Source organism: Microbacterium sp. K2, from assembly GCF_051365005.1.
In the GTDB taxonomy this organism is placed as follows: Bacteria; Actinomycetota; Actinomycetes; order Actinomycetales; family Microbacteriaceae; genus Microbacterium; species Microbacterium foliorum_B.
Genome location: NZ_JBLWII010000001.1, coordinates 2,255,301 through 2,272,670 on the forward strand (window position 1 = coordinate 2,255,301; position 17,370 = coordinate 2,272,670).

Annotated in this window: 16 protein-coding genes; 7 read left to right on the top strand and 9 right to left on the bottom strand. The window is 67.6% G+C overall.

The window, feature by feature from the left end; translation table 11 throughout:
* Together nucS and ACLKOY_RS10945 are read left to right on the top strand one after the other, a co-directional pair.
* Positions 1–696, top strand: a complete 696-nt coding sequence (gene nucS / locus ACLKOY_RS10940) for an endonuclease NucS (RefSeq protein WP_042540943.1) — start codon at positions 1–3, stop codon at positions 694–696.
* Positions 697–759: 63 nt separating this feature from the next.
* On the top strand, positions 760–1,425 hold the full coding sequence (locus ACLKOY_RS10945) for an HAD hydrolase-like protein (protein WP_436453649.1): 666 nt from the start codon (positions 760–762) through the stop codon (positions 1,423–1,425).
* Positions 1,426–1,642: 217 nt separating this feature from the next.
* Here ACLKOY_RS10945 and ACLKOY_RS10950 read toward each other — a convergent pair whose 3' ends face one another.
* A complete protein-coding gene (locus ACLKOY_RS10950; RefSeq protein WP_042540947.1) occupies positions 1,643–1,849 on the bottom strand; it encodes a cold-shock protein in 207 nt (68 codons plus the stop codon).
* Between the two features lie 544 nt (positions 1,850–2,393).
* On the opposite strand from ACLKOY_RS10950, the gene ACLKOY_RS10955 reads away from it, so the two are divergent.
* On the top strand, positions 2,394–3,212 hold the full coding sequence (locus ACLKOY_RS10955) for a shikimate 5-dehydrogenase (RefSeq protein WP_436453650.1): 819 nt from the start codon (positions 2,394–2,396) through the stop codon (positions 3,210–3,212).
* A gap of 56 nt (positions 3,213–3,268) precedes the next feature.
* Here ACLKOY_RS10955 and ACLKOY_RS10960 read toward each other — a convergent pair whose 3' ends face one another.
* On the bottom strand, positions 3,269–4,456 hold the full coding sequence (locus tag ACLKOY_RS10960; protein WP_436453651.1) for an MFS transporter: 1,188 nt from the start codon (positions 4,454–4,456) through the stop codon (positions 3,269–3,271).
* Positions 4,457–4,569: 113 nt separating this feature from the next.
* Between ACLKOY_RS10960 and ACLKOY_RS10965 the strand changes: the two genes are divergently transcribed.
* The gene (locus ACLKOY_RS10965) at positions 4,570–5,019 is read left to right on the top strand and encodes a MarR family winged helix-turn-helix transcriptional regulator (RefSeq protein ID WP_140035690.1); all 450 of its coding nucleotides are present in this window, start codon (positions 4,570–4,572) and stop codon (positions 5,017–5,019) included.
* Between the two features lie 18 nt (positions 5,020–5,037).
* Here the strand turns inward: ACLKOY_RS10965 and ACLKOY_RS10970 are convergent, their stop codons facing one another.
* Genes ACLKOY_RS10970 through ACLKOY_RS10990 form a run of 5 tightly spaced genes read right to left on the bottom strand, consistent with a single transcriptional unit; the run spans position 5,038 to position 10,033 of the window.
* On the bottom strand, positions 5,038–5,898 hold the full coding sequence (locus ACLKOY_RS10970) for a phytanoyl-CoA dioxygenase family protein (RefSeq protein ID WP_436453652.1): 861 nt from the start codon (positions 5,896–5,898) through the stop codon (positions 5,038–5,040).
* A 17-nt stretch (positions 5,899–5,915) separates the two neighbouring features.
* Positions 5,916–6,908, bottom strand: coding sequence for a glycoside hydrolase family 43 protein (locus ACLKOY_RS10975; RefSeq protein WP_436453653.1), 993 nt, complete (start codon positions 6,906–6,908; stop codon positions 5,916–5,918).
* A complete protein-coding gene (locus ACLKOY_RS10980; RefSeq protein ID WP_436454114.1) occupies positions 6,905–7,762 on the bottom strand; it encodes a carbohydrate ABC transporter permease in 858 nt (285 codons plus the stop codon). Before ACLKOY_RS10980 ends, ACLKOY_RS10975 begins: the two co-directional genes overlap by 4 nt.
* Complete coding sequence (locus ACLKOY_RS10985) at positions 7,756–8,730, bottom strand: carbohydrate ABC transporter permease (protein WP_436453654.1); 975 nt, start codon at positions 8,728–8,730, stop codon at positions 7,756–7,758. Before ACLKOY_RS10985 ends, ACLKOY_RS10980 begins: the two co-directional genes overlap by 7 nt.
* A complete protein-coding gene (locus tag ACLKOY_RS10990; protein WP_436453655.1) occupies positions 8,723–10,033 on the bottom strand; it encodes an ABC transporter substrate-binding protein in 1,311 nt (436 codons plus the stop codon). The genes ACLKOY_RS10985 and ACLKOY_RS10990 overlap by 8 nt, the downstream gene beginning before the upstream one ends.
* 141 nt (positions 10,034–10,174) lie before the next feature.
* On the opposite strand from ACLKOY_RS10990, the gene ACLKOY_RS10995 reads away from it, so the two are divergent.
* The 3 genes from ACLKOY_RS10995 to ACLKOY_RS11005 all read left to right on the top strand — a co-directional run bounded on the left by ACLKOY_RS10995 (position 10,175) and on the right by ACLKOY_RS11005 (position 14,049).
* A complete protein-coding gene (locus tag ACLKOY_RS10995) occupies positions 10,175–11,185 on the top strand; it encodes a LacI family DNA-binding transcriptional regulator (protein WP_436453656.1) in 1,011 nt (336 codons plus the stop codon).
* A gap of 75 nt (positions 11,186–11,260) precedes the next feature.
* Positions 11,261–13,099: a glycoside hydrolase family 2 protein gene (locus tag ACLKOY_RS11000; RefSeq protein WP_436453657.1), complete on the top strand. Its 1,839-nt coding sequence runs from the start codon at positions 11,261–11,263 to the stop codon at positions 13,097–13,099.
* A complete protein-coding gene (locus tag ACLKOY_RS11005; RefSeq protein WP_436453658.1) occupies positions 13,090–14,049 on the top strand; it encodes a glycoside hydrolase family 43 protein in 960 nt (319 codons plus the stop codon). The genes ACLKOY_RS11000 and ACLKOY_RS11005 overlap by 10 nt, the downstream gene beginning before the upstream one ends.
* Before the next feature lie 53 nt (positions 14,050–14,102).
* Here ACLKOY_RS11005 and ACLKOY_RS11010 read toward each other — a convergent pair whose 3' ends face one another.
* On the bottom strand, positions 14,103–16,466 hold the full coding sequence (locus tag ACLKOY_RS11010) for an FdhF/YdeP family oxidoreductase (RefSeq protein ID WP_436453659.1): 2,364 nt from the start codon (positions 16,464–16,466) through the stop codon (positions 14,103–14,105).
* The gene (fdhD, locus tag ACLKOY_RS11015) at positions 16,456–17,346 is read right to left on the bottom strand and encodes a formate dehydrogenase accessory sulfurtransferase FdhD (RefSeq protein WP_436453660.1); all 891 of its coding nucleotides are present in this window, start codon (positions 17,344–17,346) and stop codon (positions 16,456–16,458) included. The genes ACLKOY_RS11010 and fdhD overlap by 11 nt, the downstream gene beginning before the upstream one ends.
* Between the last annotated feature and the right edge of the window lie 24 nt (positions 17,347–17,370).

Here is a 17,370-nt window from a genome sequence, read left to right on the forward strand (position 1 = left end):
GTGCGTCTCGTCATCGCCCGCTGCTCCGTGGATTACACGGGCCGGCTCAATGCCCACCTCCCGCTTGCCACGCGTCTGCTCGTGCACAAGGGAGACGGGAGTCTGCTCGTGCACTCCGACGGCGGCAGCTACAAACCGCTGAACTGGATGAGCCCGCCCTGTTCTCTCGCATCCGAGGAGCCAGGTGAAGAGGAGTCGATCGCCGGCGTCACCGAGGTCTGGCGCGTCACGCACAAGAAGACCGGTGACGCGCTTCGCGTGCAGATCTACGAGATCCTGCACGACACCAACCACGACCTCGGCGTCGACCCCGGGCTGCAGAAGGACGGCGTCGAAGCCGACCTGCAGCGCCTTCTCGCCGAGCAGGTCGACCGCATCTCCGACGGCGCGACCCTGGTGCGCCGCGAATACCCGACGGCGATCGGCCCCGTCGATCTCCTCGTGCGGGATGCCGACGGCGCGGCCATCGCGGTCGAGATCAAGCGCCGCGGCGACATCGACGGCGTCGAGCAGCTCACCCGCTACCTCGAGCTCCTCGGCCGCGATCCGCACCTCGCCCCCGTGCAGGGCGTCTTCGCCGCACAGGAGATCAAGCCGCAGGCGCGTGTGCTGGCCGAAGACCGCGGCATCCGCTGCCTCGTGCTCGACTACGACGACATGAAGGGCATCGAGTCCGGCATCCCCCGCCTCTTCTGACGCGAGCTGCACAGATGTTCACGGCGTTCGGTCGCTTCGCGCACTGCCCATAGGCTGGAAGACATGGCTTCTTCCCCCTATTCGTGCGTGCTCTGGGACGTCGACGGCACCCTCGCCGACGCGTCGGTCGGCATCCTCCGCCGCCTGAACGTCGCCCTCACGCACTTCGGTCACCCCGCTCCCACGCGCGAGCAGCTGGTGCACTGGATCGGGCCGCCGATGTTCCAGTCCTTCCAGGCGCAGGCGGGGATGACTCCGGAGCAGTCCGCCGAGGCCGTGGCGTTCTACCGCACGCTCGGCAAGGCCGACGGATACACGACCGACGTCAGGACCTACCCGGGCGTACCCGAGATCATCCGCGACCTGCACGCCGCCGGCGTCCCGCAGGCGACCGCGAGCTCGAAGCCCGAGATCCAGGTCGACGCGATCATCGACTTCTTCGAACTCCGCCCGTACTTCCTCACGACCGTCGGCGCGACGCCGGACGAGTCGACCCTCGCGTCGAAGACCGACATCGTGGCCGAGGCGCTGCGCCGTCTGGCCGACCGTGGCGCCGACATCTCACGCCCCGTGCTCATCGGCGACCGTCACCACGATGTCGAGGGCGGCAACGCGAACGGCGTCCCGGTGATCTTCGTCGAGTGGGGCTTCAGCGACTCGCATGAGGGTGACGAGGCTGCGTTCCGCGCAGCATCCGCCGACGAGCTGCGCGCGCTTCTGCTGAACTGACCCTGGGGCCCGCCGCCGTGGGGAGGAGGACTCCCCGTGGGGAGGAACCTCGGCGCGCGGTTCTCCTCCCGAGAGGCAGTCCTCCTCCCGAGAGGCAGACCGGTGCCCGCCGCGCGAGGGTGGAAACCGTCGAAATCACCCCACGAAGCACAGAACTCCCCGCCGAAGGTCGCAACGAGTGCGTGCCTCCGGTCGGGGAGTCCTATGACGTCCGCTCTCAGAGCGGACGGATGTTCTCAGCCTGCAGGCCCTTGGGGCCCTGCGCCACGTCGAACTCGACTCGCTGGTTCTCTTCAAGAGAGCGGTAGCCGGATGACTCGATGGCGGAGTAGTGCGCGAAAACGTCAGCGCCGCCGTCGTCGGGGGAGATGAAGCCGAAGCCCTTCTCCGAGTTGAACCACTTAACCGTGCCCTGGGTGCTCATGTACTGCCTGTTCTGCTGGAAAGAAGCCGACGCAGGATGCCCCGACGTGCTCCACGCTAGTGGAGCACGCGCTGAGCGGAAGTCCCGAGGTCAGCCCGTAACCCAAATGTTGCATGAGCCGTCATTCGCGGTCACACGACGGCGCCGACGAACGCGCCCAGAAAATGGTGTGGCCCTCACCGCGGGGGGAGCGATGAGGGCCGAAGACGACCGGAGGGTGCGTCAGATTCCACCCTAACCCCTCCGACACGCGTTTGTCCCCCATTTGGGGGACAAAATCAAAAACTTGTGAGGAGATCACAAACGATAGCGGCCCTCTCGAGCAATCCGTTGGGGACAGAACTACTCGAGAGGGCCCAATCGCATGCACGAATCGCCTTTGCCTCTGGGGAAGGCAGTCCGTCTCTGGGGAAGACGAAGGCGATCAATCCCCTGTGCATGCTCTTTCACACTAGGGGAGGTCGCAGGATCCCGCTATGGGGTACGGCCCCGCCTGACATCGACCGACGCCGAAGCCGCGCCGTCTCGCGAGTAGCCTGGTGCGGTGACCATGCTGAACAAGGACATGACCCTGTGCATCTCGCTGTCTGCACGCCCGAGCAACAACGGCACGCGATTCCACAACTTCCTCTACGAGGAGCTGGGCCTCAACTGGATCTACAAGGCGTTCGCGCCGACCGACCTCAGCCAGGCGATCGCCGGCGTGCGGGGTCTCGGCATTCGCGGCTGTGCGATCTCGATGCCCTTCAAGGAGGACGTCATCGCACTCGTCGACCGCATGGACCCCTCTGCGACAGCGATCGACTCGGTGAACACGATCGTGAACGACGACGGGGTGCTCACGGCATACAACACCGACTACAGCGCGATCGCCCAGCTGATCGAGCGCAACTCCCTCGACCCTGCGGCCTCCGTGCTGCTGCGCGGCTCGGGCGGAATGGCCAAGGCCACGGCCGCCGCCTTCCGTGACGCCGGATTCTCGCGGGTCACGATCGCTGCGCGCAACGAAGAGCGCGGTCGAGGGCTGGCCGACCTCTACGGATTCGCGTGGACGGCGGACGCGGATGCGGTGACCGCCGACATCATCGTGAACATCACGCCGATCGGCATGGCGGGCGGGGCCGACGAGCATGCCCTGTCGTTCACCGAGGAGCAGATCGCGACGGCATCCGTCGTGTTCGACGTCGTCGCCCTGCCCGCCGAGACGCCGCTGATCTCGGCGGGGCGCGCAGCCGACAAGACCGTCATCACCGGCGCCGAAGTCGCGACTCTGCAGGCGCTCGAGCAGTTCGTGCTCTACACCGGCATCCGCCCGACCCCCGAACAGGTCGCGGCGGCCGAGGAGTTCATGCGGGCGCAGTGATCACCGCGCCCGCACAACACGAGGGGCGCCTCAGCCGTTGAACTGGGCGAATGAGGTCAGGCGGCGACGGTCTGCAGGGTGCCGGTGGCGACGGGTGACGACCGCCGGGCCGTGACGACGGCGATCACCATGACGACCAGAGCGGATGCCGTGATCGCGGCGCCGATCCAGATGGGCGAGGTGTAGCCGAGTCCTGCGGAGATACCGAGGCCGCCGGCCCAGGCACCGAGGGCGTTGCCGACGTTGAACGCGCCGATGTTGGCGCCGGAGGCGAGTGTCGGCGCTCCGCCGGCGTAGTGCATGACGCGGCTCTGCAGCGCGGGCACCGTGCCGAATCCGAACGCGCCCATCAGTACGAGGATCGCCGTCGTGACGGGCTGCGACCAGGCGAAGAACCCGAACAGCACGAGCACGACCACCAGGGCCGAGATGAAGAGGAGCAGGGTGCGGTCGATCGAACGGTCGGCCAGGCGCCCGCCGACCCAGTTGCCCGCCACGAGCCCGACGCCGAAGAGCACGAGCAGCCACGGCACGGCCGTGTCGGCGAATCCGGTGACGTCGGTGAGCGTGTACGCGATGTAGGTGAAGGCGCCGAACATGCCGCCGAACGCGAGAGCTGTGACGATGAGCGAGAGCCACACCTGACCCGAGCGGAAGGCGCGGAGCTCGCTGCGCAGGCTCACCTGCGCACCGGTGGACTTCGGTGCGGTGACGAGCAGAGCGATGCCCGCGAAGGCGATGACACCGATGGCCGAGATCACCCAGAACGTCGAACGCCACCCGAACTGCTGACCGATGAAAGTGCCGAAGGGCACGCCAAACACATTGGCGGCCGTGAGGCCGGTGAACATGATCGCGATCGCCCGGGCCTTCTTCTCGGGGGCGACGAGCTCGGCCGCGACGACCGATCCGATGCCGAAGAACGCGCCGTGGCACAGGGCGGCGATGATGCGGCCGATCATGGCGACCGTGTAGTCGGGGGCGAGGGCCGTGATCGCGTTGCCCACGATGAACAGCACGACGAGGCCGAGCAGCACGGGTTTGCGCGGCAGGCGCGTGGTCGCCGCGGTGAGGCCGAGGGCGCCGACGACGACGCTCAGCGCGTAGCCCGAGATGAGCCAGCCGGCTGTGGCCTCGGTGACGGCGAAGTCGGTGGCGACCTCGGGCAGCAGCCCCATGATCACGAACTCGGTGAGTCCGATCCCGAAGGCGCCGATGGCGAGTGCGATGAGTCCGAGTGGCATGGGTGCGCTCCGTGGTCCTCTGCTAAAGTAGTTGCAGACGCGGGATATTGCGTCCGACGGATAATCATTGCACACGCAACTATCCAGCGCAAGCAACTACTTCGGAGGTCACTGTGGGCATCTCAGACGACGCTGTCGAGATCCGCGCGCGCGGCTGGCGCACGCTCGCTGCCCTGCACGGCATCATCGAGGCCGATCTCGAGAAGGCGCTCGGCGCCTCGGTCGGCCTCTCGGTCGTCGAGTACACGGTGCTCGACGCGCTCAGCCGCCAGGACGGCTGGCACATGCGGATGCAGCAGCTCGCCCGCGCGACGGCACTGAGCCCGAGCGCGACGACGAGGCTCGTGACGCGCCTGGAAGACCGCGGGCTGCTCACCCGCATCCTCTGCGCCGACGACCGCCGCGGCATCTACACCGAGCTCACCGCCGCGGGGCAGGCGCTCTACGAGCAGGCGCATCCGATCCACGACGAGACGCTCGAAAGAGCTCTCGGCGAGGCGGTCACGCAGCCAGAGCTCGCGCCCGTCGTGCACGCGCTGCAGGCTGTGACCGTCGACGCCTGAGGTCCCGAAGGACCGAGGTCACGCGTCGCCCATCATCAGACCTTCGATCGAGTGTCGCTGCGTGATGGGTGTGAGCTCTTCGACGACGGGGCAGACCAGATGGCGCTGGATCCGCTGCGGCAACGAGTCGTAGAAGCGTCGCGTGACCGCCATGTCATGGTGCTCAGCGTTGCCCGCGCCGGCGGCATCGACACCGAGCACGAGCACCGGGCGGGCCTTCGCCGAGAAGTTCGCCGTGCCTCGATGAATCGTGAGAGCGGACCGCACAGAGACATCCCCGCGCTGAGGATACTTCCTCACGGCGAGGCCCTCGAACCGCGGATACAGGGACTCCGCAGGGAACATCTCGTGCTCGAAGTCGATCGGAAGGTCCCACTGCGTCGTCGGCGCGATCTCGAACGGCCCCATGTCCTGCTCCGTGTCGACTGCGGTGACGTTGAACGCCAGCGAAGTCAGCCGACCGCCGTCGGCGGTCTCCGAGGGCATGGGGAAGTCCCGGTGCCAGGGCTGATCCTTCGCGCCGGAGTTGGGAACGTCGAACCCCAGCTCGACGAGCTCGTAGTCGGGCCCGAGGACTGCGGTGCAGACAGCGCGGACCCAGGGGTGATCTACGAGATCAAGCCACCCCCGCATCTGCTCCGGGTGGATCTCGACGTAGTGGCGATTCGTTCCCCGCCCCACTGCTCCGCCCGGTCGACCGAGTGCCTCCTGGTAGGCCGCCCCGATGTCCTCCCGCAGGCGGTCGGCCCATTCGCTGGTGAAAAGCCCTTTGCGCGCATCGACGCCTGCCCCATAGAGCGCGAGTACCGTCGCCGCCGTGTCCGAGTCGAGAGTCGTCACGTCCGGGGTGCGCGGATTCGCCCGCGTGCGTTCTTCCATAGTGCGTACCTTCGGTGTCAGTCGGTGGTCGAGAGTCGGACGGAGGGCGTTGCGCCCTCCCAGTCGAGAGGAAGGGCGGCGAGACCCCGGTAGATGAAGAGGTCGTCCCAGCCGTGGAACACGAGCACGTCGCCGTCGGGTGTGGAGACGATGTCCTGCCCTCCCGGCCCGAGATAGCGGTCGTCTGTCGACGAGGTGGAGAGCACGGGCTCCGGCAGCTTCTCGAACGGTCCGAGCAGTGAAGCTGCCGTCGCGGCCCCGACCGCGTAGTCCTCGGAGCCGTAGTCGTTCGCCGAGTAGAGCAGCACGTAGGTGTCGTCGCGCTTGACCAGCACGGGCGCCTCCACCAGATGCCCTTCCCAGGCCTCGGTCTGCATGACCAATCGGGTCGCCGGTCCCGCCAGCTGGGTGCCGTCGGCGGAGACGGGCGCGATCTGGATCCACGTGTCGAGCTCGCAGCAGTTGCCGTCGTTCTTCCAGAGCAGGAACCGCGACCCGTCCTCGTCGACGAAGGCGGCGGGGTCGATCGCCCCGCCCTCCTCGAGCGGACAGATCATCGGCTCGGCGCCGACGGCGACGTAGGGGCCCGTGAGCGAGTCGGATGTCGCGGATCCTATGCACTGCCTCCCCGAGGCGGCGTGCTCCGCCGAGAAGTACATCACGAAGCTCCCGTCCGCTCGTTGCGAGACGTCGGGCGCCCAGGTCCGCCCCGCGCTCGCCCACGCCGGAAGCACGGGCAGCGCGTCATCGGTCGAGACGTCCCATGACGCCAGGTCCGACGAGGTGGCGAATTGCACGTTCGCGCCCTGGTTCTCGGTGGCGAAGGCGACGTAGCCGCCGTCGCCTTCGACCACATCCGGGTCGGCGAAATCCTGGTCGATGAGCAACGGCGCTCGGTCCACGCTCATCTCGGGCTCGGCCGGCACGGAGCATCCGACGACACCGACGCTCAGAGCGAGCATGACGCCTGCGGCGACGGCGGAGCCGAGCTTCTTCGCGACGACGGTCACCCCTTGACCGCCGATCCCGCGACGGACTCGACGATCTGTCTCTGCGCGATCGCGAAGAGGATCAGTACGGGCACGGATGCGATCACGGCTCCCGCCATGACGATCGCGAAGTGCGTCGAGTATGCGCCCTGCAGCTGGCTCAGTCCCGGCTGCAACGTGAGGTTCTCGGGGCTGAGCAGCACATACACGGGCCAGAGGAAGTCGTTCCAGTTGCCGAGGAACGACAGCACCGCCAGCGTCGCCAGCGCGGGGCGAGCGAGCGGAAGCACCACCTGCACGAAGATGCGGATGTCACCGGCGCCGTCGATGCGGGCGGCCTCCTCGATCTCGGGCGGGAGACCGACGAAGAACTGTCGCAGGAAGAAGATGCCGAAGGCGCCGGCGGCGCCGGGCACCGTGATGGCCCAGATCGTGTCGAGCCAGCCGAGGTTCTGGACGATCAGATAGTTGGGGATCAGGAAGACCACCGGGGGAACCAGGAGCGTCGCGATGATGACGCCGAAGATGATCCTCTTGCCCGCGAACTCGAGCCGAGCCAGCGCATACGCGCCCATCGACGCCGTCACGAGGATCAGGACCGTCTGCAGGGTGGCAGCGGCGAAGCTGTTCCACAGCCAGAGGAAGATCGGCTGCTCTCCCGACCCGAGCAGGCTCTGGTAGGCCTCGATCGAGAACGGATCCGGCAGGGAGAACGGCGACCTGATGGCGTCGGCGTCGGTCTTGAACGACGTGATCAGCATCCAGAGAAGCGGAAGGACGATCACGAGAGCCAGTGCGATGAGGGCGGCATACAGGGCGACCCGCCCCCAGGTGCGGCGGGCGGAGGGGCGACGGGTGAGTGTTGTGGTCACGATGCCTTCTCGACTCGTTCGCGCTGCAGCCGGAAGTTGATCACACTGACGATGGCGAGCGCGAGGAACAGGATGTAGCTCATGGCGGCAGCCGGGGCCATGTTGTTCTGCGAGAGCCCCTGGTCGGCGATGTACATGATCACCGTCCGCGTTTCGGTGCCGGGACCGCCCTTCGTGAGGAGATACGACTGGCCGAACATGTTCGCCGACGCGAGGATCGTGGTCGTGGTGATGAAGGTCATCACCGGGTGGAGTCCCGGGAGGGTGACGCTCGAGAACTTCCTCATCGCCCCGGCGCCGTCGAGCGCGGCCGCCTCATAGAGATCGCCGCTGATGCCCTTGAGGCCCGCGAGGAAGATGATCGTGTTGAGGCCCATGGTCCACCAGACGGTCACGCCGACGATCGAGACCCAGACCCAGGGGACATCGACCGTCCACGGGATGTCTGACGGGAGTCCGATCAGGCCGAGCAGGTGGTTCAGGATCCCGGACTGCGTGTCGAAGATGTAGCCCCAGATCACGCCGATGACCGCGACACCCAGCACGTAGGGCGCGAAGAAGATCGTCCGGAACGTCGTGGCCGCTCGGATCCGCTGGTTCAGCAGGATCGCCACGAGGAGGGGGATGACGACGAGGAACGGCACGCTGATCACGATGAAGATCCCGGTGACGCTCATCGACTTCCAGAAGTCGCTGGAGAGCACGTTGCCCGGGGTGAACAGATCGATGTAGTTCTGGAATCCGACGAACTCCTGCACGTCGCGGAACGGGCTCCAGTTGGTCAGGCTCATCCAGATGCCGAAGATTCCCGGGCCGGCGACGAACGTCAGGAAGAGCACGAGGAACGGCGCCAGGAACAGATACGCGGTGAGCGTCTTGCGCCGGGAGGATGCGGAACCCGCAGGTGTGCGCGGGGGTCGCCCCCCAGCGCTGACGCGCTGGGGGGCGACGAGGGTGGCTGTCTCAGTCACCGTACTTGGCCCGGTTCTGTTCGAGGATCTGGTCGGCCTTGGCCGCGGCGTCGTCGAGTGCCGTCTTCGGATCCTTCTTGCCAGTGAGGGCCTCATTCAGCGCGAGGGTGATCTGCGCGTTGACCTCCGAGATGCCCGGCGAAACGGTCTCGTAGTGGGCGTACTCCAGCTGCTCCATGAACGGAGCGAGGTTGGGGTACGTCGACAGCAGCTCGGGGTCCTCACGCACCGAGTTCGCGGCAGGCAGCTCACCGGTCTCGGCCCATCCGAGGGAGTTGTCGTTCATCCACTTCACGAAGACCGATGCGGCGGCCGTCTCGTTCGTGTCCTGGCCCTTGTTGGCCGGGAAGACCCAGTGGGTCGAGCTCGACCAGACGGCCTTCTCGTCACCGATCTGCGGAACGGGTGACGGTGCCCAGTCGAGATCGTCGAAGGCGGTGTTCGTCGTCTGCCAGACGCCGTTCCAGTTAAACGCGGTGTCGCCGGCGATGAGCGCCTTGATGTTGCCGTCCTGTGCCACGTTCGCGGGGCTGTACCCCTTGTCGACCATGTCGGTCATCCAGGTGAGGGCCTTCACGCCGGCCTCCGAGTTGAACGTGGCCTCCGTGACATCCTCGTTGTAGAGGTCGCCGCCGAACTGCCAGATCAGACTCTGGAACTCGAACGTGCCGGTGAAGACGTAGCCGTCGACCCACTCGCCCTGCACCCCAGCGCCCTTCAGCGCCTCGAGTGCGGCGAGGTAGGAGGCCTCGTCGGTCGGGATCTCGGTGATACCGGCCTCAGCGAGCACCGACTTGTTGGTGAACAGGCCCAGCGGCGTCACGCTCCACGGCACGGCGTACTGGGTGTCCTGGTAGTTGCCCTTGTCGAAGACGGTCGGAGGGAAGTCCTCCGCCGTGTATCCGAGTCCATCGATGATCTCGCCGGAGTCGAGCAGCAGGTTCTGCGCCGCGTACGTGGCCAGGTCGTCTCCGTGCAGCACGGCGACGTCCGGCCCTTTGCCCGCCTTGATGGCGAGCGGCATCTTCGCGGTGATGTCCGCCCACTCCTGCGGCACGGCTTTCACCGTGATGTTGTCGTGCTCCGCGTTGAACTCCTTGATGAGCTCGGGGACGATCTTGGGGGCTGCGCCACCCGTCCAGCCGTGCCAGAAGGTGATCTCGACATCGGGGCCGGTGTACTCCCCGTCGCCGGAGACGCCGCCTCCGCCGGTGCCGGCGGACGCCGCGCACCCTGACGCTGTGATGCCGATGGCGAGTGCGATGCCTGCACCTATCGCTCGGCGAGCCCATGGACTGTTCATGTGATTGCTCTCCTTTGAGTGACCCCGGCGCACCGGAGCGGGATGACCGGATACCCCAGCCGTGCTCGCAATTTACAGCGCTGGAATTTTGTTGTCAAGGTAGTATCGCGGTTGACGACGTAGCGACCAATTGGAGACCGCATGGGTGTGCGCTTGCAGGATGTCGCGGAGCTCGCCGGCGTCTCGATGAAGACCGTGTCGAATGTGGTGCGCGGATACGAGCACGTGAGCGCATCGACGCGCGAACGCGTGCAGCGCGCGATCGACGAGCTGGGCTACCGACCCAACCTCATGGGCAGACGCCTCGCGACCGGCCGGACTGGCCTGCTGGCACTCGCTTTCGCGAACGTCGCCCTCCCCTACTTCGCCGAGCTCTCCCGTGCGGTCTCGGCAGCGGCCGGTGAGGCAGGGTACCGGGTGCTGCTCGAGGAGACCGACGGAACGCTCGAGGGCGAGCGGGCCGTGCTCACCAGCTCCGAGTCGGGGATGGTCGACGGCATCCTGTTCCAGCCTTCCGCGATGTCGTCGGCCGAGATCTCGCGCCACCGCAGCGATCTGCCGATGGTGATCCTCGGAGAGGGGGCAGCACCCCTCCCCGTGGATCGCGTCATGATCGACAACTTCGAAGCCGCTCGCACCGCCACGGCGCACCTGGTGTCGCTGGGGAGACGGCGGATCGGCTTCGCCGGCCACGAGACGCAGGAGATGTCGTCGACCTCCCTGCAGCGCATCGCGGGCTATCAACAGGCCCTGGAGGATGCGGGCCTGCGACCCGACCCCCTCCTCCTCTTCCCCAGCCGAGAGATCTCGCCGTCCGGAGCGGTCGAGGGCGTCGGGGGCGCGCTCGACGCCGGAGCCGACTTCGACGGGCTCGTATGCCGCGACGACCTCGCCGCGATCGGCGCCCTGCGCGCGCTGCACGAGCGCGGCCGCCGCATTCCCGACGACGTCGCCGTCACCGGCTGGGACGACATCGAGCTGAGCCGGGTGACCTTCCCGAGCCTCACCACGATCGCTCCCGATCTGCACGAGCTCGCCCGCCGCGCCGTCGAGATGCTCATCGAGCGAATCTCCGGGTTCTCCGAGGCCGGACGCCACGAGCTGGTCGGCTACCGGCTGGCCGTCCGCGAGAGCGCGCCGTCCCCTCGATGATCGGGAAGCGTTTCGCACGCGGACTCGGATTCCGCGTTGTTTACAGCGCTGCACAAATCATGCATGCTGGACTGCATGCTGAGAATCGATCCGCCACTCCCGCCCATCGCGAGCCAGGGGGACGGAACCTACCCGCGCCCTCAGCTGGTCCGGAGCGAGTGGAGCGACCTGACCGGCCGATGGGGCTTCGCCGTCGACGACGACGACCGCGGCATCCGCGAGCAGTGGTTCGCGAAACCCTCTTTCGACGCTTCGATCGTGGTGCCCTTCCCGCCCGAGTCGTCGGCGTCGGGAATCGGCGACCCCCGTCCGCACACGGCGCTGTGGTACCACCGCGCCCTCACGCACGACGAGGTGCTGGCCGCCGGCCATCGTGACGGGCGCCGACTGATCCTCCGCTTCGGGGCAGTCGACTACCGCGCCATCGTCTGGGTCGACGGGCAGAGAGTCGGCTCACATGAGGGCGGGCACACTCCGTTCGCGGTCGACATCACCGACGCTCTCGAGAGAGACGGCGGGGGCCATGTCGTGGTGCGGGTCGAGGACCGGGCGACGGATGTCGCCCAGCCCCGCGGCAAGCAGGACTGGCGTGACGAGCCCCATGCGATCTGGTACCACCGGACGAGCGGAATCTGGCAGCCCGTCTGGCTCGAATCCGTACCCGCCGGCCCGGCGATCGAGTGGATCCACTGGCGCGCGGATCTGCCGTCAGGACGCGTGCACGCGCGCATCGGTCTCACCACCACGCCGGCATCCGGGTGCGTGGTCGACGTCGAACTGCGTCATGGTGACACCCTGCTGGCACGCGCCTCGACCCTCGCTCGCGAATCCGAGATCGAGATCGACATCCCGGTTCCGAGCCAGGCGAACGGACAAGCCTACGAAGAGCTGGTGTGGTCGCCGGAGAACCCGCGGCTCATCGACGCCGTCATCCGGACATCGGATGACGGGGCACCCCTGGACGCCGTGTCGTCGTATCTCGGGCTTCGTTCGACAAGCGTCGATCGGCGCTGCTTCCTGCTCAACGACAAGCCGCGGTTCGTCCGGTCCGTCCTCAGTCAGGGATACTGGCCGGACACCCATCTCGCCGCCCCGTCGGCGCACGCCCTGCGCGAAGAGGTCGAGCTCATCAAGGAACTCGGGTTCAACGCCGCCCGGGTGCACCAGAAGTTCGAGGATCCGCGGTTCCTCTTCTGGGCCGACCGGCTCGGGCTGATGATCTGGGCAGAGGCGCCCGCCGTCTTCTCCTTCACACCGACGGCCGTCGAGCGCACGGTGCGCGAGTGGCTGGAGGTCGTCCACCGCGACGTCTCGCATCCCTCCATCGTCACCTGGGTGCCGCTGAACGAGAGCTGGGGCGTGCAGCACATCGCGCACGACAGCCGCATGCTGCACCACGCTCTGGCGCTCGTGCACCTGACGAAAGCTCTCGACCCGACTCGCCCTGTCGTGTCGAACGACGGGTGGGAGCAGGCCGACACCGACATCGTGGCCATCCACGACTACGAGGGCGACGGCGAGGTGATGGGCGCGCGATACAAGGACCGCGCCGCCGTCGACGAGATGATCACCGGTGTCGGGCCCGCGGGCAGACGTCTCGTGCTCACAGGCGACGTCGAAGACGCGCCGGTGATGCTCACGGAGTTCGGCGGCATCTCTTTCGACGTGCACCGCACCGACCATGCCTGGGGCTACACGAGCGCCAGCTCCGACAGCGACTTCCGTGACCGACTGAGCTCGCTGATGGCCGGCATCCACGACAGCACCGCCCTCGCCGGGTACTGCTACACGCAGCTCACCGACACCCTGCAGGAGACCAACGGACTCGTCGGCGCCGACCGGGTCCCCAAGCTGCCCGTGGATGAGCTGCGCGCGATCATGGTCGGTCCGAGAGGATCCCAGCCGTGGGAGTGAGCGTCCGGCGGCGGGCCGGCGGTGCCGAGCATCGCCCCGTGCATCCCGGCTACTTCGCCGACCCCTTCGTGCTGCGTCTGCCCGACGACACCTACGCGGCGTACGGGACCAACCCGACGGCGACGTCGACCGAGAGCGTCTTCGAGGTCCTGCTCTCGCACGATCTCGAGACGTGGCGCAGTGCCGGTCTGGCACTGATGCGGCTCGACTCCGAGATGGGAGACGAGTACTGGGCGCCGGAGGTCTGCTTCCGCGACGGCTCGTGGTGGATGTACTACTCCGTCGGGCACGGCATCAGCGGTCATCACCTGCGCGTCGCCCGCGCGGCCGAGCCGACGGGTCCATTCCACGATCTGGGTGTCGATCTCACCCCTCACGAGACCTTCGCGATCGATCCGCACCCGTTCCAAGACGCGGACGGACAGTGGTACCTGTACTTCGCGCGTGACGTGCTCGATGCGGAGCGACCCGGCACGCATCTCGCTGTCGCCCGCCTGCCCGGGCCGGCGCAGCTCGCCGACGCGCGGGCCGTGCTCGAGCCCTACGCCGATTGGCAGATCTACGAACGAGAACGCCCGATGTACGGCGGGACCTTCGACTGGCACACGCTCGAAGGTCCGGCGGTGGTGCGCAGGCAGGGCAGGTACTGGATGACGTTCTCCGGCGGCGCATGGACGGGCCCCGGCTACGCAGTGTCCTGGGCGTCCTCAGCGAGTCCGCTCGGCCCGTGGGTCGCCTCACCGCCGACGGCGCCTCCCCTTCTCTCGTCGGGTGCCTCGCTGATCGGCCCTGGCCACAACTCGCTCGTCGTCGGGCCCGACGGGGGCGACCGCATCGCGTTCCATGGATGGAATGCGGATCACTCCGAGCGACAGATGCACGTCGCGTCGATCGACTTCAGGTCCGAGGAGCCGGCGCTGCTCGCGACCACCCCCGACTGCGGCGCCTGACCCACGGCAGGACTCACCGGACCGGGATCAGCCCGCGTCGAGCGCGGCCCCGCTCACGACCCCGTGCGCGAGACCGTCACCTGGATGCTCTTCATGAGCGGCTGATCGCTCTGCGCGCTGAAGTCCTTGCGGCCGATCAGCACGTTCATCTCGGGCATGTAGCCGGCGGCGCTGCCGCGAGGCAGGTCATACGGCACGGCGCGGAACGCTCTCAGCATCCGCGTCGATCCGTCTTTCGAGGTCGACACGATGTCGACGAGGTCGCCCTCGACGAGTCCCCGGTCGCGCATGTCGTCTTCGTGCAGGAACACGAGCTCGCGCAGGTTCTTCACGCCCCGATAGCGGTCGTCGTTCGAGTAGATCGTCGTGTTCCACTGGTCATGCGAGCGCATGGTCTGCAGCACCAGGGTCTCGGCCGACTCGGGGATGACGTTCGGCAGCGGCGCGTGCGAGAACTCGGCGCGCCCCGACGGGGTCTCGAACACGCGGTCTCGCGCCGGCTGCGGGATGCGGAAGCCGTGCCTGTCACGGATCAGGTCGTTGAACCCCTCGAACCCGGGCAGCACCTTCGCCATCACGTCGCGGATGTTGTCGTAGTCGCCGACGTACCAGTCCCAGGGAGTGGCCGTGTGGGGCAGCGTCGCCTTCGCGATCCCTGCGATGATCGCCGGCTCCGACCTCAGATACGCGGATGCCGGCTGCTTGCGCCCCATCGAGAGGTGCACCATGCTCATCGCGTCCTCGACCGTGATGCCCTGCGGACCCTGAGCCTGCTGGTCGCGCTCGGTGCGGCCGAGGCAGGGCAGGATCAGCGCCTTCTCGCCGTGCACGAGGTGACTGCGGTTGAGCTTGGTGCTCACCTGCACCGTCAGGCGGCACTTCTCGAGCCCCTGCGCCGTGAACGGGGTGTCGGGAGCCGCGAGCACGAAGTTGCCACCCATGCCGACGAACACCTTCACGCGTCCGTCATGCATGGCCTCGATCGTCCGCACGGTGTCGAGTCCCGGATGCCGCGGCGGATCGATGCGGCACGCCTCGGCGAGACGGTCGAGCCAGGCATCCGTGGGGTGGTGGTCGATTCCGCAGGTGCGGTTGCCCTGCACGTTGCTGTGCCCGCGGATGGGTGAGGAGCCGGCGCCCTTGCGCCCGATGTTGCCTCGGAGCAGCAGCAGGTTGACGATCTCGCGCACGGTGTCGACGCCGTGCTCGTGCTGGCTCACGCCGAGGCACCAGCTGATGATCGTGCGTTCGGAGGCGAGATAGACCGCGGCGGCCGCACGGATCTGCTCTTCGCTCAGCCCAGACTGCGTGACCAGGTCGTCCCACGAGGTGGCCTCGACCAGCTCACGATAGGCGTCGGCGCCGTTCGTGAGCGACGCGAGGAACCCGGTGTCGAGCACCGACGGGTCGGTGGCGGCGGCCTCGAAGACGACCTTCGACATGCCCCTGATGAGAGCGAGGTCGCCTCCAGGGCGCACCTGAAGGTTCATGGTGCTCGTGCCCGTCGACTTGAAACGCGCCATGTCGACGAAGTCGTGCGGCACGATGGTGCGGGTGGCGGCAGCCTCGATGAGCGGGTTGACGTGCACGACCTGGGCGCCGCGCTTCACGGCATCCGACAGCGCCGTGAGCATGCGCGGAGCGTTGGATGCCGCGTTCACGCCCAGCACGAAGAGAGCGTCGCAGTCGTCCCAGTCGTGCAGGTCGACCGTGCCCTTGCCCGTGGCGATCGAGGCTTTGAGCGCGCGGCCGGACGCCTCATGACACATGTTCGAGCAGTCGGGCAGGTTGTTGGTGCCGTACTCGCGCACCATCAGCTGGTAGAGGAACGTGGCCTCGTTGCTGAGCCGTCCAGAGGTGTAGAACGACGCCTCGTCGGGGCTGTCGAGCGCCTGCAGCTCGTCGCCCACCAGCGCGAACGCGTCGTCCCACGTGATCGGCACGTAGTGGTCGGAGGCCGCGTCGTACACCATCGGCTCAGTCAGGCGCCCCTGATCTTCGAGGTCGAAGTCGGGCCAGGTCGCGAGCTCCGTGACGGTGTGCTCGGCGAAGAACCGACGATCCACCCGCTTGCGCGTCATCTCCCAGGTGACGTGCTTGATGCCGTTCTCGCAGATGTCGAGCTTGAGATTGCCGGTGTCGTCGGGCCACGCGCATCCGGGGCAGTCGTAGCCCGAGACCGGGTGGTTCATCTGCAGCATCGCCAGGGGACCGGCGATCGGTACGCGCTGATCCAGCACCACACGCCCCACCGACACCGCCGCCCCCCACCCGGCGGCGGGGTGGCCGTACGGCTTGCGCGACCAGGGCCGATCGGTGCGAGGGCCGTAGCCGCCCTGGCGCGGCTCGTCCGGCATCAGCCCGAAGGCGGTTCCGGCAGCTCCTGCGTTTCCCGCGGTTTCCTGGCTATCGAGCATGGTGTGCCCCTTCTTCGGAGTGCGCAGAGGGGCCGAGCGAGTCGGCTCCGATGCGCACCCGATGCGCGTGCGTGTAGATGTTCATCGAACGTCCCCGGACGAATCCGATGAGCGTCACGCCCGACTCCTCGGCGAGCTCCGCCGCCAGAGACGAGGGCGCCGAGACGGCACTGAGCAGAGGGATGCCGGCCATCGCGGCCTTCTGCACCAGTTCGAAGCTCGCTCTGCCGGAGACCTGCAGGATCTGCCGGTGCAACGGCAGCCGGTCGTTCAGCAGCGCCCAGCCGACGACCTTGTCGACCGCGTTGTGGCGCCCGACATCTTCGCGCAGCACGAGCATCTCGCCCGTGTCGGCGTCGAAGAGAGCAGCGGCGTGCAGGCCGCCCGTCTTGTCGAACGCCGCCTGCTCTGCGCGCAGACGATCGGGGAAGGCGGCGATCTGCTCGGCATCCACCTGCACGTCGTCGTCGGAGACCGGATGCCGCGACACTGTGCGCACCGCGTCGATGCTGGCCTTGCCGCAGACGCCGCACGAACTGGTCGTGTAGAAGCGCCGCGCGGCATCGGGGTCGGGAAGCGCGACGCCGTGAGCGAGGCTGATGTCGAGCACGTTGTAGGTGTTCTCCTGGCCTCCGGTGCCCGGGCCGCCGCAGTGGATCGCGGAATGGAACTCGGCGGTCTCGGCGATGATCCCCTCCGACACGAGGAACCCCGCCGCCAGCTCGACGTCGTGCCCCGGAGTGCGCATCGTGACCGCGAGCGGCGAGCCTGCGACCCGAATCTCGAGGGGCTCCTCGACGGCGAGCGTGTCGGCGCGACGGCTCGCACCCTCGCCGAGGGTGAGCTTCAGAATCGGTCTCCGCGTCGTGATCCGCCCCACACCAGCGAGCGTACTCCGCGGTCA

Excerpts from the sequence above, each read along its gene's own strand:
- ACLKOY_RS10945 (WP_436453649.1), top strand. The coding sequence starts at position 760 with ATGGCTTCTTCCCCCTATTCGTGCGTGCTCTGGGACGTCGACGGCACC.
- ACLKOY_RS10950 (WP_042540947.1), bottom strand. The coding sequence starts at position 1,849 with ATGAGCACCCAGGGCACGGTTAAGTGGTTCAACTCGGAGAAGGGCTTC.
- ACLKOY_RS10960 (WP_436453651.1), bottom strand. The coding sequence starts at position 4,456 with ATGCCACTCGGACTCATCGCACTCGCCATCGGCGCCTTCGGGATCGGA.
- ACLKOY_RS10970 (WP_436453652.1), bottom strand. The coding sequence starts at position 5,898 with ATGGAAGAACGCACGCGGGCGAATCCGCGCACCCCGGACGTGACGACT.
- ACLKOY_RS10990 (WP_436453655.1), bottom strand. The coding sequence starts at position 10,033 with ATGAACAGTCCATGGGCTCGCCGAGCGATAGGTGCAGGCATCGCACTC.
- ACLKOY_RS10995 (WP_436453656.1), top strand. The coding sequence starts at position 10,175 with ATGGGTGTGCGCTTGCAGGATGTCGCGGAGCTCGCCGGCGTCTCGATG.
- ACLKOY_RS11000 (WP_436453657.1), top strand. The coding sequence starts at position 11,261 with ATGCTGAGAATCGATCCGCCACTCCCGCCCATCGCGAGCCAGGGGGAC.
- ACLKOY_RS11010 (WP_436453659.1), bottom strand. The coding sequence starts at position 16,466 with ATGCTCGATAGCCAGGAAACCGCGGGAAACGCAGGAGCTGCCGGAACC.